This is a genomic window from Candidatus Pseudothioglobus sp. Uisw_050_01, from assembly GCF_048085775.1.
Classification (GTDB): Bacteria; Pseudomonadota; Gammaproteobacteria; order PS1; family Pseudothioglobaceae; genus Pseudothioglobus.
Genome location: NZ_CP159804.1, coordinates 937763 through 951528 on the forward strand (window position 1 = coordinate 937763; position 13766 = coordinate 951528).

The window sequence follows — 13766 nt, forward strand, 5'->3', positions numbered from 1 at the left end:
ACTTTATCATTCATTACTATGAAACACTTATCGCACAAAAGAATTGGGAAGGGTTATCCACTGGTACTTGTCCACGGCTATTTGGGCGGTCAAGACATGTGGAAATTTCAGGAAGATTTAAAGGCTAACTTTGAGTTGATTATGCCTTCACTTGCTGGTTATGGTGAGAGCTCTAAAATGACCGCTCCTTCAACTATTAGAGAGAATGCACTGCAAGTGTTTGAACTCTTAGATTATTTAAAAATTGATACCTTTAATTTGCTTGGTCATTCAATGGGAGGGATGATTGCACAGGAAATGGCCGCGTTATTTCCAGATCGCGTTAATAAGTTAATATGTTTTGGTACCGGGTCTATAGGAGTCTTGCCAAGTAGGTTTGAAAGTATTGGTCAATCAAGAGCTAAAATTATTAAATTTGGCCTTGAAAAAACTCGAAAAAATATTGCAAAGACATGGTTTATGGACCACCTGAAGGGAGATGGATATAAATTATGCTTGGATGAAGGTTCAAAAGCGACAACCCAAGCTGCACTCGCAAGCCTTGATGCATGGGATTGCTGGGATGGAAGGGCGCAACTTGATCAAATTAAATCACCCACTCTAATTCTATGGGCTAAAAATGATCGCTCCTATGACTGGAACCAGCAAGAAATTCTAAATAAAGGGATTTCAAATTCTCTTATCAAAATTATTGAAGGATGTGCCCATAACTCACATATGGAAAAACCTTCACTAATCAATCAATCAATCAAGGATTTTCTAGTTTAAAGGAATGGCATATTCTAGCTTTAGGGTAGCCATATTTTTAAAGTTCATATAGAACTTTATTTTACTCTTAACTTAAATTAACACTTGAAACATATATATTAATTGATGTATACTCGATTTTTTTCTAGTACAAATACTTTAGTAATAGAGAAAAAAGTAAATTTCATTAAAAGGAGAAATACATGAAGTTAGTAAACAAAACAGCTATTGCTGCCGTTGTTGCGCTTTCTGCGTCTATGGCAACTTATGCGGAAAAAGTAAACATTGGCGATCCAGGTTGGACTGGAGCTACTGCAATTGCAAACCTACTATCTGCGGTAATCACAGACAAAATGGGTGGTGAAGTTGAGCTAGTTCCTGGAAACAATACTGCTATCTATGGAGCAATTGACAGAAGTAAAGGTGAGATTGAAGTTCACCCTGATGTCTGGCTACCTAACCAACAGGCTTACACTAATGAACTAGTTCCAAAAGGAACTCTTAAGTTAAGCTCTTTGAGTTATGAAGGAAATCAAGGTTACTGCGTATCTCAAGCGTTTGCAAAAGAGATGAGCATAACGTCTATCTTCGATCTTGGAAGGCCTGAGGTTATTGCTGCAATGGATAGTGATGGCAATGGTAAAGGTGAATTTTGGATTGGCGCTGATGGCTGGGCCTCTGCAAACGTAAATGAGGTTAAAGTAAGAGATTATGGACTACTAGATCTTGGTATTGAGCCTATTAGAGCTGCTGAAGCTGTAAAAAATGCAAGAGTTTTAGACTCGATCAAAAAAGGCGAGGGCTATGCATTCTATTGCTATAAACCACACGCTATATGGGGAATGGCGCCAGTTGTAATGTTGACTGAACCTACTCATGATCCTGCTGCGTACAAAATGATTCAACCAAAGAGTGACGCTGATTGGTATAAAAAGTCATATGTAGCCTCTAAAGATGCAATGAAAAATATTCAAATCGGTTGGGGCACTTCACTTGAAGGCAAGTCTCCAGCAATTGTTGAATTTTTCAATAACTTCCAATTAACGTCTGATGACGTATCATGGCTTGCCTATGAAATTTCTGTTAATAAGAGAGATGCAGCAGAAGTAGCAAGAGATTGGATGTCTCAGAACGAAGGTACTGTTGATGGATGGTTAGGTTTATAATCTAACAAGTTCGTTATAAAGCCGGCGTTTTATATGCGCCGGTTTTTTTTCAATTAATGTAAATACTATGTCGCAAGAAAACTCTGGAAGCTTTATTCAAATTCAAAATATCTCTAAGATATTTGGAAATACCTCTCCAGAGGCATTAAAAGCAATTACTGAAGATCATATTTCAAAGCAAGACGCATTAGAAAATTACAATTCAGTAATTGGTGTTTCAGATGTTTCATTTGACATTAAGCCTGGTGAAATATTTTGCGTAATGGGCTTATCTGGAAGTGGAAAGTCAACCCTTGTAAGACATATTAATAGGCTTCTAGAGCCAACAATAGGCAAAATACTAATAGATGGCCAAGACGTAATGACCCTAGAAAGAAAAGAATTACAAGATTTTAGAAATAAAAAAATAGGCATGGTCTTTCAAAACTTTGCACTGATGCCGCATCGCTCTGTGATTGACAATATTGCTATGCCACTAGAAATAAGAGGGGTTAATAAAAATAAGAGGTATGGAAAAGCCAATGAAATCCTGAATACAGTCGAGCTAACAGGCTGGGGTAATAAATATGCTCATGAACTGTCTGGTGGAATGCAGCAAAGAGTAGGGCTTGCAAGGGCTTTAGCTGCTGATCCTGAAATACTATTGATGGATGAGCCTTTCAGCGCATTAGACCCTTTGATTAGAAGGCAACTTCAAAAAGAATTTATAAAATTATCTAAGAAATTAAAAAAAACAACCGTCTTTATTACTCATGATTTAGATGAAGCTGTTAAAGTTGGTCACCGTATTGCTATCATGAGAGATGGTAAAGTTATTCAAATTGGCACCCCAGAAGAAATAGTTATGAACCCAGAGGATGACTATGTTGCAGACTTTGTAAAAGGAATTTCAAGACTTGAAGTTGTTAAAGCAAAATCGATAATGAAGCCAATTGATGAGTTTAGTAAAAATTATGGTGCAATACCAAAAGATGCCATAAGAATGACAGAGAATGACGATTTAAGCAGTCTAATTGAGAGCTCTGTTGCTAGTGATAAGCCAATCGTTATCAGTAACAAAAATGGCCAGGATGTTGGCGTGGTATCTCAAAAAGACTTACTGGTATCTATTGTCGAGGGCCAGGATGAGTAAAGATAACCTAATACCTAATGATGATTACGCAAACACTGATCAAATTCCAGTTTTCGTAAAAACTAATTCTGAATACTATGTTCATGAGTTTGGCCGTATTAATAACAGCTCAAGATTTGTTGTATCCTTTAATCTATTTGCATTTTTATTTGGCTCCGCATGGTTTGGGGTCAGAAACATATGGAACTGGTCTTTAGCATTTTTACTGATCGAAACATTTGCAATTGTTCAAATTGTCAGAGGGTTTTTTGGCAATATTAGCGCCGAAGCCTATAGCAAAATTGCAAAAGTTAAATCAACAATTGATTTTCGAGAAAAGCAACTCCAAGCTGCTATTGATAGCAATTCAGATAAAGTTGAAATGTTCAAAAGAACAATTAAGTCACTTGAAGACTCAATTAGAGGGTATTTACAGGAAGCTCAAAGCATTGAAGCGTCTGGAGTTGCAATTGCCATTAGTGGTATTTTTCTGTTTATTTTAATAAGGGTATTGCAAGGTGTATTGGCCAACTCTATTTTAGAAAAAAAGTTTTCTGAGTGGCTCTCTAACAAACAAATAAGCCCGGGAATGGAATTTAAAAACTTTCTATTAAGTATTTCATTTGTCTTGGTAATCATTATTTTTTCAACAATACACTATAGTTTTCCAAATCTTGTTGCCTTGTTTGCAGATTTTCCAACGCATCCTGACATAAGACTTGCCTCAATAGATGGAGTAGAAAGGGCCTTTGATTATGCTGTAATTAAAGGTGATGTTCTTTTTACTGCGATTACTTTTGGAATAAGATCAGTCCTTGATGCCCTAGAGATGCTTTTTGTAACAACTCCTTGGATTGTAGTTATTAGTGCAATAGTATTAATGACTGGCCTCTCTGCTGGGCCAAGAGCAGCTGTATATTCTTTAGCATTCTTAGCTTACATGGGTTTTCTAGGTTTTTGGATAAAAGCCATGACAACGTTAGCATTGTTAGGAACTGCTGCGATTCTGAGTATATCTATTGGAATTCCACTAGGTATATATTGCGCCACTAGACCTAGGTTTTATGCCTTTATCAGGCCAATTATGGATTTCATGCAGACAATGCCTGCATTTGTATTTATGATTCCAGTTATCGCATTTTTTGGAACTGGAAAAGTTTCAGCAGTCATTATTACCATGATTTTTGGAGGAACTCCTGTGGTAAGGCTTACTGTATTAGGATTAAAAGGTGTACCTGAAACTATAAGGGAGGCGGCAATTGCTTATGGTGGCTCTAAATGGTATTTATTGACTAAGGTTGACTTGCCTCTTGCAATGCCAACTATTCTTGCTGGTGTAAATCAGACTGTAATGTTGAGCTTAGCAATGGTTGTAGTTGCATCTTTAATTGGTGCAAAAGGCTTAGGGCAAGATGTTTTAGAGGCCCTACAATATGCTAATGTCGGTCAAGGAATACTGGCTGGGATTGCAATCTTATTTTGTGCTCTAATACTTGATAGGGTTATACAAGGAAAGAAAAGGGACTAAGTAGTATTTATACTAAAATGCCCATTCATAGGCTGGAATGGCTGCTGATCCACCGGTGTGAATAAATAAAATTTTATCTGAATCTTTAAAGTACCCTTTTTTAACTAAATCAATAAGGCCATCGAATGCTTTTCCAGAGTATACAGGGTCAAGCAATATAGCCTCTTTTCTTGCCATTAGTTTTAAAGCTTTTTTCATGCCTTCAGTAGGGATAGCATAACCCTCGCCAACATAAGCATCTTCAACTATAACGTTTTTGCGATCTAGAGATTTACACTGGATGAAGTCACAAGAGTTTTTAGCTAATCTAAAAACCTTTTCCTCTTGATCAAGTTTTTTATCCTTAATACTTATTCCTATAATTTCAATATCACTTTGATAATGAGCCTTCCCAGCAATAAGTCCAGCATGAGTTCCACCACTTCCAGTTGCTAAAATAATATGAGTAAAGAGTTTTTCACTATCTTGCTCAATAATCTCTCGCATACATTCAATATACCCAAGCTCCCCTAAGTGATTGCTTCCGCCAACTGGGATAAAGTAAGGATTAGCGCCTTGCCTCTTTCTATCATCCATTATTTCTTTTGCAAACTCTTCAACATTTTTATTAGTAGGGCACAAAACCATCTCAGCACCAAAAATTTTATTTAAAAAAATGTTTCCTGAATTCATATAAGACTCAGGAGCGTTAGCAAGTCTCTGTTCCAATACAATAAGACACTTAATCCCAAGTATTGCACATGCAGCAGCGGTCTGTCTTGCATGATTGGACTGAATCGCACCAACAGTGACAACAAGATCTGCCTTGTTTTTTATAGCATCAGGCATTATAAATTCAAGTTTTCTTGTTTTATTGCCTCCAGTTGCTAGCCCCGTACAGTCATCTCTTTTAATAAATATTTCAGGACCGCCAAGACCTTTGGTAATATTTTGTAAAGACTCTATAGGGGTAGGAAAATGGCCAAGCCTAATTCTTGGAAAATTATCAATCATAAAAATAAACTAAAGTTAAAAAATAAAGCTACATTTGATGCTCTTCTAGAACATTGAAATTATTTTATAGATAAACTTATATAAATGAGAACTATAAAGAAAAGCGCAGTTTTCTCAAGCTGCCGAAAATACCGTTACTCTCTAACAAGATCCTGGAATTCAGCAAATGGTTATGTTTTATTCATTGGATTAAACCCTTCTATTGCAGATGAAACAATTGACGACCCTACATTAACAAGATGTATCAATTTTGCTAAAGATTGGGGATATGGTGGCTTAATCATGGTTAATTTGTTTGCTTATATGTCAACCTATCCAATGGAACTCAAAAAAGTCAAATTACCAATAGGGAAAGATAATAATATGCATATTTTAAAAAACTATCAAAAGAGCGAGTTAACAGTTGTAGCGTGGGGTAATGATGGTTATTTCCTGAATAGAGATAAGGAGGTGTTAGAAATTATTAATAGGCCAATGTGTCTAAACATTAATAAATCAGGTCAGCCTGCGCACCCGCTTTATCAAAAGAAAAGCCAAGAATTGATCAATTTTATTAACTAGTTATTTGGCTTATCAATGCCCAGTTTGGTACACTAAAACGGCAACATTGCCTATAATTCAATACATAATGAAATATGCTTACAATTCTTAAATTAAACCAACTTAAACGTTACATTTATGCGCTCATTTAATCTGTGAAATACTTTGTAATTGATCCAGTAATTTTAGACTTAGGAATTGTACAAATTTACTGGTACGGGGTCATGTATCTTTTGGCATTTTTAGTAGCCTATTTACTTGCAAAATCTCGCGTTAAATCTTACTCTGAATGGAATGTAAGGCATGTTGATGATTTAATTTTTTATGGTGCAATAGGTGTTGTAATGGGAGGACGCTTTGGTTATTTGCTTTTCTATAACTTCTCGGTTTTTATAGCAAACCCCTTAACATTTTTTAATTTTCAAAATGGCGGGATGTCTTTTCATGGAGGCTTCTTAGGCGTTTTGATTGCAATGATTTTATTTAATAGGAAATCAAAGTTTTCTTTTTTTCAAACGACCGATTTTATTGCGCCACTTATACCACTAGGGCTTGCTTTTGGAAGGATAGGAAACTACATTAATGGAGAGCTTTGGGGGAAAATAACAGAGAGCTCATGGGGGGTTTATGCTCCAGACCAAAGTGGCGTTTGGGCTCAAAGATACCCAACTCAATTATATGAAGCATTACTAGAGGGAGTAGTTTTGTTTGTTATATTATGGTTTTTTAGCAAAAAAAATCCACCCATTAGATCCACTTCAGCTTTATTTTTGATTTTTTATGGCACCTTTAGATTTATAATTGAATTTATAAGAGTGCCTGACTCACATCTTGGCTACTTAGCTTTTGAGTGGTTAACAATGGGCCAAGCGTTGAGCCTCCCGATGATTCTCATTGGCCTGTATATATTTTATAAATCCTATTATGTAAAAGGTAGCACATGAAACAATATCTAGATTTTTTAAGACTTGTAAGAGATACGGGTACTGACAAAACTGATAGGACTGGTACTGGAACTAAAAGTATTTTTGGTCATCAGATGCGATTTAATTTAAATGATGGGTTTCCAATTGTTACTACTAAGAGGGTGCATGTTCCTTCAGTCATTCACGAGCTGTTATGGTTTTTAAAGGGTGATACAAATATCAAATATCTAAAAGAAAATAAAGTAAATATTTGGAATGAATGGGCAAATGAAAATGGTGACTTAGGGCCAGTATATGGCGCTCAATGGCGAAAATGGAAAAACTCTGAAGGTAAAGAAATTGATCAAATCAAAGAGGCTATTAATCTCATTAAAAACTCTTCAGACTCAAGGCGAATTATTGTTTCAAGTTGGAATGTTGGAGAGTTAGACAAAATGGCGCTTGCTCCATGCCATGCGTTGTTTCAGTTTTATGTGGCGAAAGGGAGGCTATCATGTCAGCTTTATCAACGAAGTGCTGACATATTTCTAGGAGTCCCTTTCAATATTGCCTCTTATGCATTGCTTACTCATATAGTAGCTCAGCAGTGTGATCTTGAAGTTGGAGATTTTATTTGGAGTGGTGGAGACTGCCACGTTTATTCGAATCACTTTGAGCAAGTAGAAACTCAGCTAAAACGTACTCCAAAAAAACTTCCAAAGATCTTAATTCATAGAAAGCCAGAAAATATTTTTGACTATAACTATGAAGATTTTGAGCTTTCTGAATATGAGCATGATGATCCAATTAAAGCTCCAGTTGCAATTTAGCGTATGCAAAAATTACAAAAAAATATTTCTTATCAATTTAAAGACATTAATCTCCTTAAACAAGCCTTAACTCATCGAAGCGTTAGTAAAAAAAATAATGAAAGATTGGAGTTTCTGGGTGACAGCGTCCTAGGGTGTGTAATCTCTCTAGAAATTTATCAGCGCTTTCCGTTAATTGATGAAGGACAGTTATCAAGACTTCGATCTAGTCTTGTCAGAGGCCAGACTTTAGCTAAGCTTGCCAAAACACTCAATATTTCTGAAAGCTTGTTGTTGGGTCAAGGAGAGCTGAAAAGTGGCGGATTTCGACGGGAATCAATCCAGGCAGACGCATTTGAAGCTATTCTAGGGGCTATCTTCCTTGATTCTGATTATGCAACAGTTAGTGGAATCATTTTAAAACTCTATAATGACCTTTTAAATGAATCAGGACCAGAAGATTCATTAAAGGATTTTAAAACTCAACTTCAGGAGCTATTGCAAAAAAAAGGATATGCTTTGCCAGTTTACGAGCTTATTAAAACAGAAGGTAAAGATCATAACGCCATTTTTTACGTCAACTGCTCTATTAAGGAATATAGTCTTGGCGTTGAAGAGAGTGCAAAAAGCATTAAAAGAGCAGAACAGGCCTGTGCTGAATCAATTTTAAAAGGTATCTTAAATAAATGAATTTTCAATCAGGCTTCATTGCAGTAGTAGGGCGACCAAATGTGGGCAAATCAACCCTTGTTAATGAATTAATTGGGCAAAAGCTTTCAATCACATCACACCGTCCTCAAACAACTAGACACCGAATTAACGCTATTGATACTCAGCAAAACTATCAGATGGTTTTTGTAGACACTCCTGGAATCCATATTGGAAACAATAAAGCAATCAATTCATATATGAATAAAGCTGCTAGTTCAAGCTTTGCTGATGTGGATATGATAATTTGGCTTGTTGAAATATTTAAATGGACAAAAGAGGATGCTCGCGTATTAGAACACGTAAGTAAGGTTGATATACCGGTCATAATTTGCGTGAATAAGATTGATAAATCGGGCTCAGTCGATAAGATACTCCCTTACCTAGAGATGCTTGGTGAAAAATTTCAAGCCAATGAGGTTTTCCCTTTATCTGCCTTTGACCGGTCCCATACAAAGCAACTTAGAAGCTTGATTCTTAAATATTTACCTGAGCAAGATCCTATTTATGATGATGACTACATAACAGACCGCTCTCAAAAATTTGTTGTGTCTGAGTTTATTCGTGAAAAATTAATGAGAAACTTATCGAATGAACTTCCATATGACATCACAGTAGAAATTGAAAAGTTTGAGCTTGATGGAAAAATGTATAGAATTGCTGCACGCATCTTTGTTGATAAGGCCTCTCAAAAAAGGATTGTAATAGGTCATAAAGGTGAAATGTTGAAAAAAATTGGCCAAGATTCACGTATCACAATTGAAGGTTTTTTAGAGGCAAAAGTATTCTTAGAGCTGTGGGTTAAGGTTAGACAAGGCTGGTCAGATGATAAAAGAGCCTTAGCATCTCTAGGTTATGACTAGGATTGAGAATTCTCCAGCATTTTTGATTCATAGAAGAATGTACCAAGGAAGCTCTCTGTTACTCGATTTCTTTACTAAAAATCATGGAAGAGTGCGATTGATAGCTAGAGGTGCTAGAAGCAGTAAAACATCACTTCAAATGTTTCAATGCCTAAGTATTTCGTTTAAGGGAAAGAGTGACCTAAAAAGCCTCTCCCAGTGGGAAATTTCAGATAAGCCACGAAGGCTTCTTGGTGATGACCTGATATTAGCTATCTATGTCAATGAGCTTCTTATTAGGCTTCTACCTGAAGGAGATGAATACAGTGAGATTTTTAGCGCTTACTGGAATTTCATAAAAAAAATGAATCATAAGTCTAACTCTGAAAAAGAGTATGCACTACGCATATTTGAAAATCAACTGTTGCAAGAATTAGGTTATGGGCTTGACTTTAATGATGATATTGAAGGCAACCCAATCAAAATCAATGGCCTTTATGATTTTATTGAAGATCAGGGTTTTAGTGCACAAATTGAAGGTAAAATTTTGGGTGAAATTCTATTAAATATTGTCAGCCCTAATCAAGTAACTCCAAATTCAGAAGGGTTAAATACTTTAAAAAAATTGAATCGAAAAAGATTAAAACCTCTTTTAGGTGATAAACCGCTTAAAAGTAAAGAGTTATTTTTTGTTAATTAGGCGTAATTATGAGTATTTTTCTTGGCGTTAATATAGATCATATAGCTACATTAAGACAGGCCAGAGGTACAAAATATCCCAGCTTGATTGATGCAGCGCTTATCTGTGAAAATTCTGGCGCTGATAGCATTACGCTTCACCTTAGAGAAGATAGGCGCCATATTCAAGACAATGATGTAATTGAGCTAAAGTCCAGGCTAACAACTAAAATGAACTTAGAAATGGCTGCAACTGACGAAATGCTCAAAATTGCCTCTAATGTTTTGCCTGAAGACTGCTGCCTTGTGCCCGAAAAGAGACAGGAACTTACAACAGAAGGTGGCCTAGATGTTGCTTCACAAATAGTTAGAATGAAAGAAGTTTGCACTCAACTCAGTTCAAATAATATTAAAACATCTCTTTTCATTGATGCAGACAAAAGACAAATAGATGCCGCAGCTGAATGTGGCGTTCCTATTATTGAAATTCATACAGGTCACTATGCAGATGCAGCCTCTAAAGCCGAGTCTGAATTAGAGCTTAAAAGAATATCTGATGCTTGCGAATATGCTGTAAGTCTTGGAATTCAAGTTAATGCAGGGCATGGCTTAACACTTTTAAATACTACTGCTGTAGCTAAAATTGAATCAATTGTTGAGCTAAATATTGGCCACTCAATTATTTCAAGAGCACTTTTTGTTGGACTTGCTAATGCAACATCCGAAATGAAAGCTTTATTATTAGAATCGAGAGCTATATGATTTATGGAATTGGAACTGACATAGTAGACATAGAAAGAATCCAGGCAATTATATTAAAAAATCGTGATGGCTTTATGAAGAGAGTATTAACTGAACATGAACAGGCTTTATTTGCAAATAAAGCCTACAGTGCCGCCTTTCTTGCAAAGCGTTTTGCTGCAAAAGAGGCTTTTTCAAAGGCTTTAGGCACAGGAATTGGAAGGGTAGTTAGCTTTCAAGATCTAACTATTCGAAACAATGAAAATGGAAAGCCTTATTTTTTACCTAGTGAAAAGCTAAGGCTATATTTGTTAGAAAAAGGAATTAAGCAAGGACACCTAAGCATATCAGATGAAAGTCAAAATGCAGTCGCTTTTGTAGTCCTTGAAAAACTAGATTCTGAGAATCTAAGTTAAAAAAAACTTAGGACGACTCTAGAAAGGAATATCATCCTCAAATTCATCTTGAGCAACCGGAGTAATACTTGGTGCTTGTTGAGTATTTTGAGCAGGCTGCGGCGTTGATTGAGGTTGTGATTGCATTGGAGAGTTGGAGTCATCACGGCGATCAAGCATCTGTAAGGTTCCACTAAATCCACTTATTACAACTTCAGTCGTATAGCGGTCCTGTCCACTTTGATCTTGCCATTTTCTAGTTTGCAATTTGCCCTCAACATAAACCTTAGAGCCTTTATCTAAATACTGGCCAGCTATTTCAGCAACTTTTCCAAACAAACTAACACGATGCCATTCAGTTCTTTCTTGTTTTTGGCCAGTATTTTTATCGGTCCAAGACTCACTAGTTGCAACTGATAAATTACTTATTGCGTTTCCATTTGAAGCGTATTTAATTTCAGGTTTTGCGCCCAGATTACCAACCAATATTACTTTATTTATTCCGGCCATGCTAATATTTACTCCTGTTAAGTTTTAGTTTTAAGTGGTGAAAAAAGAACCATAAACCACCAGATAATTGCTACAAATATGGTGAATAAGAATACACTATTTAAATCGTAAATGTCATAAATCAAACCACCAATTGCACCGCCAATAAACGTGCCTAAAAACTGTGATGTTGAAAAAATACCCATAGCAAGCCCCCTCATAGAGGCGCTCGCAGTTTTAGATAATAAAGAAGGTAAAATTGCTTCAATAGTATTAAAGGCGACAAAGAAGATAGTTAAAGTAATGAGGAAAATTGAAAAATTTAAATTTGAAATATAAAAAATAATTTGACTAATAATTAGTAGAAAAATACTAAGTAATAATATATATTTTGTTTTTTTAAATTTTTCTGAAATAATTATTAGAGGAATCATTCCAATAAACGAAAGTAATACTGCTGGAAGGTAAAGCTGCCAGTTATCAATCATACTAACTATTTGGTTTTCCATAATAAGAAGTGGCATCACTATAAAACCGCTTGCAAGAATTAAATGTAATGAAAATACACTAAAATCTAAAGCAATTAACTCTCTACTTAAAGTTTCTCTAAAGGCATCAAAAGATAGCCGATAATAATTGATTGGCTTGGAGTGCTCAAGAGACAATACTATTAGCATAGCAATAATTGAGAGTAGGCCTATAACCCAAAACAACCCTGAAAGCCCGATCCTTGAGGTAATTAATGGTCCAATAATTAATGAAAGCATAAACGCAACACCAATTTGAAAGCCAACAAAGGCATTTGCCTTTGCTCGATTATCCTCAGATATGGAGTCAGCTAAAAATGCCATTAAGACAGCTGATATTGCGCCGCCGCCTTGTAAAGCTCTTCCAATAACTACAAATATAATATTAGAGGTATTTGCTGCAACAATACTTCCTAGCAAAAAAATTAAAAGCCCTATGATTAGGATAGGTTTTCTTCCAAATCGATCAGAAAGATAACCAAAAGGTATTTGAAGTAGGGCTTGAGTAAGACCATAAATCCCAATTGCCATACCAATCAAGAAAGGGGTCGAGCGATCATAATCACCTGCATAAAGACTCATGACAGGAAAAAGCATGAATAAACCGAGCATTCTAACAGACATAATTAGCGAAACTTTTAAAGCAAATAGCTTTTCAGTTGAGTTCATAACTAAAGATATTATATTTTGACGCTAATCAATTGAATAGTTTTTAGAGTAACCAGGATAACTAGAAGATAAAATTAGTCTTACATCTGTCGCAAGCTGTTTGGCGTTTATTTCATCATAATTATATGCCATCAGATGAAGACTGTCTGGAATTGAAAGACTATTTGGATAATTTTCAATAATAAATTTTGATCTATTTATTGCAGCAATATGAGAGCCAATTCTCGAATAATATAGAGCGACATAAAACTCATGTCTTGCTAGGATATTTTTTAAGTTGAGGAGTTTTTTACTCGCATCTTCAGAATATTTTGAGTCAGGAAATAAGCTAATTAAATCAATATAATAACTATAAGCATCGCGAACACTTTCTACATCTCTTTGAGCACTATCAGTAACAAGCTTATCAAGTATTGAGCTTGATTTTGCTTCAGAAATAACTCCTTTAAGGTAATAAGCATAAGGAGTTGATGGAAGATTAGGATATTTTTCAATAAATTGATTAAGCTCTAATATTGATAAATTATATTTTTTTTGCTTGTATAAATTATACGCAATGTCTAATCTTGCCTGGATAGCATACTTTGATCCTGGATAGGACTCAAGAATAGTTTTATATTGCTTAATGCCTTGCCCTATAGATCCGGCATTAATTTTTTTTTCAGCTTCTTCATACAATGCTTTAGAAGAAAGGCCATTCGCGACAAGTATTTTTGACTCTTTATCTCCACCAAAAGGAGAGCAGCCAGAAAGTAAAAAGAAGAATGCAAATAGAGGAATTAAAGACTTATTCATTATGAGTATTTAGTAGGTTTAATTAATTCTCAAATTATACTTATGAGTTTTTTAGTTGGAAACCTTTATATAAAGAACTTCTACTTAATAGTAAGGTGCTTATAATTGTATGAATATTATTAA

At 35.4% G+C, this 13766-nt stretch carries 16 protein-coding genes; 12 read left to right on the forward strand and 4 right to left on the reverse strand.

Going from position 1 to position 13766, the window contains the following annotated elements; genetic code table 11:
* The first annotated feature begins 18 nt into the window (after positions 1-18).
* The 4 genes from ABXT51_RS04725 to ABXT51_RS04740 all read left to right on the forward strand — a co-directional run bounded on the left by ABXT51_RS04725 (position 19) and on the right by ABXT51_RS04740 (position 4552).
* Complete coding sequence (locus ABXT51_RS04725) at positions 19-768, forward strand: alpha/beta fold hydrolase (RefSeq protein ID WP_416694046.1); 750 nt, start codon at positions 19-21, stop codon at positions 766-768.
* A 182-nt stretch (positions 769-950) separates the two neighbouring features.
* Positions 951-1913: a glycine betaine ABC transporter substrate-binding protein gene (locus ABXT51_RS04730; protein WP_416694048.1), complete on the forward strand. Its 963-nt coding sequence runs from the start codon at positions 951-953 to the stop codon at positions 1911-1913.
* A gap of 67 nt (positions 1914-1980) precedes the next feature.
* A complete protein-coding gene (locus ABXT51_RS04735) occupies positions 1981-3045 on the forward strand; it encodes a quaternary amine ABC transporter ATP-binding protein (protein ID WP_416694050.1) in 1065 nt (354 codons plus the stop codon).
* Positions 3038-4552 carry an ABC transporter permease gene (locus tag ABXT51_RS04740; protein ID WP_416694052.1) on the forward strand — a complete coding sequence of 505 codons (1515 nt, stop codon included), beginning with the start codon at positions 3038-3040 and terminating at the stop codon, positions 4550-4552. Before ABXT51_RS04735 ends, ABXT51_RS04740 begins: the two co-directional genes overlap by 8 nt.
* 12 nt (positions 4553-4564) lie before the next feature.
* Here the strand turns inward: ABXT51_RS04740 and ABXT51_RS04745 are convergent, their stop codons facing one another.
* A complete protein-coding gene (locus tag ABXT51_RS04745) occupies positions 4565-5545 on the reverse strand; it encodes a D-cysteine desulfhydrase (protein WP_416694054.1) in 981 nt (326 codons plus the stop codon).
* A 93-nt stretch (positions 5546-5638) separates the two neighbouring features.
* Here ABXT51_RS04745 and ABXT51_RS04750 point away from each other — a divergent pair, with 93 nt between their 5' ends.
* From ABXT51_RS04750 to acpS, 8 genes are all read left to right on the forward strand, one after another.
* Positions 5639-6106, forward strand: a complete 468-nt coding sequence (locus ABXT51_RS04750; protein ID WP_416696300.1) for a DUF1643 domain-containing protein — start codon at positions 5639-5641, stop codon at positions 6104-6106.
* Positions 6107-6240: 134 nt separating this feature from the next.
* Positions 6241-7029, forward strand: coding sequence for a prolipoprotein diacylglyceryl transferase (gene lgt / locus ABXT51_RS04755; protein WP_416694056.1), 789 nt, complete (start codon positions 6241-6243; stop codon positions 7027-7029).
* A complete protein-coding gene (gene thyA / locus ABXT51_RS04760; protein ID WP_416694058.1) occupies positions 7026-7820 on the forward strand; it encodes a thymidylate synthase in 795 nt (264 codons plus the stop codon). The genes lgt and thyA overlap by 4 nt, the downstream gene beginning before the upstream one ends.
* 3 nt (positions 7821-7823) lie before the next feature.
* Positions 7824-8489, forward strand: coding sequence for a ribonuclease III (gene rnc, locus ABXT51_RS04765; protein ID WP_416694060.1), 666 nt, complete (start codon positions 7824-7826; stop codon positions 8487-8489).
* Entirely contained in the window at positions 8486-9370 is an 885-nt protein-coding gene (gene era, locus ABXT51_RS04770) for a GTPase Era (RefSeq protein ID WP_416694062.1), read from the forward strand. The genes rnc and era overlap by 4 nt, the downstream gene beginning before the upstream one ends.
* A complete protein-coding gene (gene recO / locus ABXT51_RS04775; protein WP_416694064.1) occupies positions 9363-10049 on the forward strand; it encodes a DNA repair protein RecO in 687 nt (228 codons plus the stop codon). Before era ends, recO begins: the two co-directional genes overlap by 8 nt.
* An 8-nt stretch (positions 10050-10057) precedes the next feature.
* The gene (pdxJ, locus tag ABXT51_RS04780; protein WP_416694066.1) at positions 10058-10789 is read left to right on the forward strand and encodes a pyridoxine 5'-phosphate synthase; all 732 of its coding nucleotides are present in this window, start codon (positions 10058-10060) and stop codon (positions 10787-10789) included.
* Complete coding sequence (gene acpS, locus ABXT51_RS04785) at positions 10786-11184, forward strand: holo-ACP synthase (RefSeq protein WP_416694068.1); 399 nt, start codon at positions 10786-10788, stop codon at positions 11182-11184. The genes pdxJ and acpS overlap by 4 nt, the downstream gene beginning before the upstream one ends.
* 18 nt (positions 11185-11202) lie before the next feature.
* Here the strand turns inward: acpS and ssb are convergent, their stop codons facing one another.
* Genes ssb through ABXT51_RS04800 form a run of 3 tightly spaced genes read right to left on the reverse strand, consistent with a single transcriptional unit; the run spans position 11203 to position 13643 of the window.
* The gene (ssb, locus tag ABXT51_RS04790; protein ID WP_416686121.1) at positions 11203-11673 is read right to left on the reverse strand and encodes a single-stranded DNA-binding protein; all 471 of its coding nucleotides are present in this window, start codon (positions 11671-11673) and stop codon (positions 11203-11205) included.
* A gap of 17 nt (positions 11674-11690) precedes the next feature.
* A complete protein-coding gene (locus ABXT51_RS04795) occupies positions 11691-12848 on the reverse strand; it encodes an MFS transporter (RefSeq protein ID WP_416694070.1) in 1158 nt (385 codons plus the stop codon).
* Between the two features lie 24 nt (positions 12849-12872).
* On the reverse strand, positions 12873-13643 hold the full coding sequence (locus ABXT51_RS04800) for an outer membrane protein assembly factor BamD (protein ID WP_416694072.1): 771 nt from the start codon (positions 13641-13643) through the stop codon (positions 12873-12875).
* Positions 13644-13766 lie beyond the last annotated feature (123 nt).

Bases quoted from the DNA above. Each gene is read 5' to 3' on its own strand.
- ABXT51_RS04725 (WP_416694046.1), top strand. From the start codon at position 19: ATGAAACACTTATCGCACAAAAGAATTGGGAAGGGTTATCCACTGGTA.
- ABXT51_RS04730 (WP_416694048.1), top strand. From the start codon at position 951: ATGAAGTTAGTAAACAAAACAGCTATTGCTGCCGTTGTTGCGCTTTCT.
- ABXT51_RS04735 (WP_416694050.1), top strand. From the start codon at position 1,981: ATGTCGCAAGAAAACTCTGGAAGCTTTATTCAAATTCAAAATATCTCT.
- ABXT51_RS04740 (WP_416694052.1), top strand. From the start codon at position 3,038: ATGAGTAAAGATAACCTAATACCTAATGATGATTACGCAAACACTGAT.
- ABXT51_RS04745 (WP_416694054.1), bottom strand. From the start codon at position 5,545: ATGATTGATAATTTTCCAAGAATTAGGCTTGGCCATTTTCCTACCCCT.
- thyA (WP_416694058.1), top strand. From the start codon at position 7,026: ATGAAACAATATCTAGATTTTTTAAGACTTGTAAGAGATACGGGTACT.
- rnc (WP_416694060.1), top strand. From the start codon at position 7,824: ATGCAAAAATTACAAAAAAATATTTCTTATCAATTTAAAGACATTAAT.
- era (WP_416694062.1), top strand. From the start codon at position 8,486: ATGAATTTTCAATCAGGCTTCATTGCAGTAGTAGGGCGACCAAATGTG.
- recO (WP_416694064.1), top strand. From the start codon at position 9,363: ATGACTAGGATTGAGAATTCTCCAGCATTTTTGATTCATAGAAGAATG.
- pdxJ (WP_416694066.1), top strand. From the start codon at position 10,058: ATGAGTATTTTTCTTGGCGTTAATATAGATCATATAGCTACATTAAGA.
- acpS (WP_416694068.1), top strand. From the start codon at position 10,786: ATGATTTATGGAATTGGAACTGACATAGTAGACATAGAAAGAATCCAG.
- ssb (WP_416686121.1), bottom strand. From the start codon at position 11,673: ATGGCCGGAATAAATAAAGTAATATTGGTTGGTAATCTGGGCGCAAAA.
- ABXT51_RS04795 (WP_416694070.1), bottom strand. From the start codon at position 12,848: ATGAACTCAACTGAAAAGCTATTTGCTTTAAAAGTTTCGCTAATTATG.
- ABXT51_RS04800 (WP_416694072.1), bottom strand. From the start codon at position 13,643: ATGAATAAGTCTTTAATTCCTCTATTTGCATTCTTCTTTTTACTTTCT.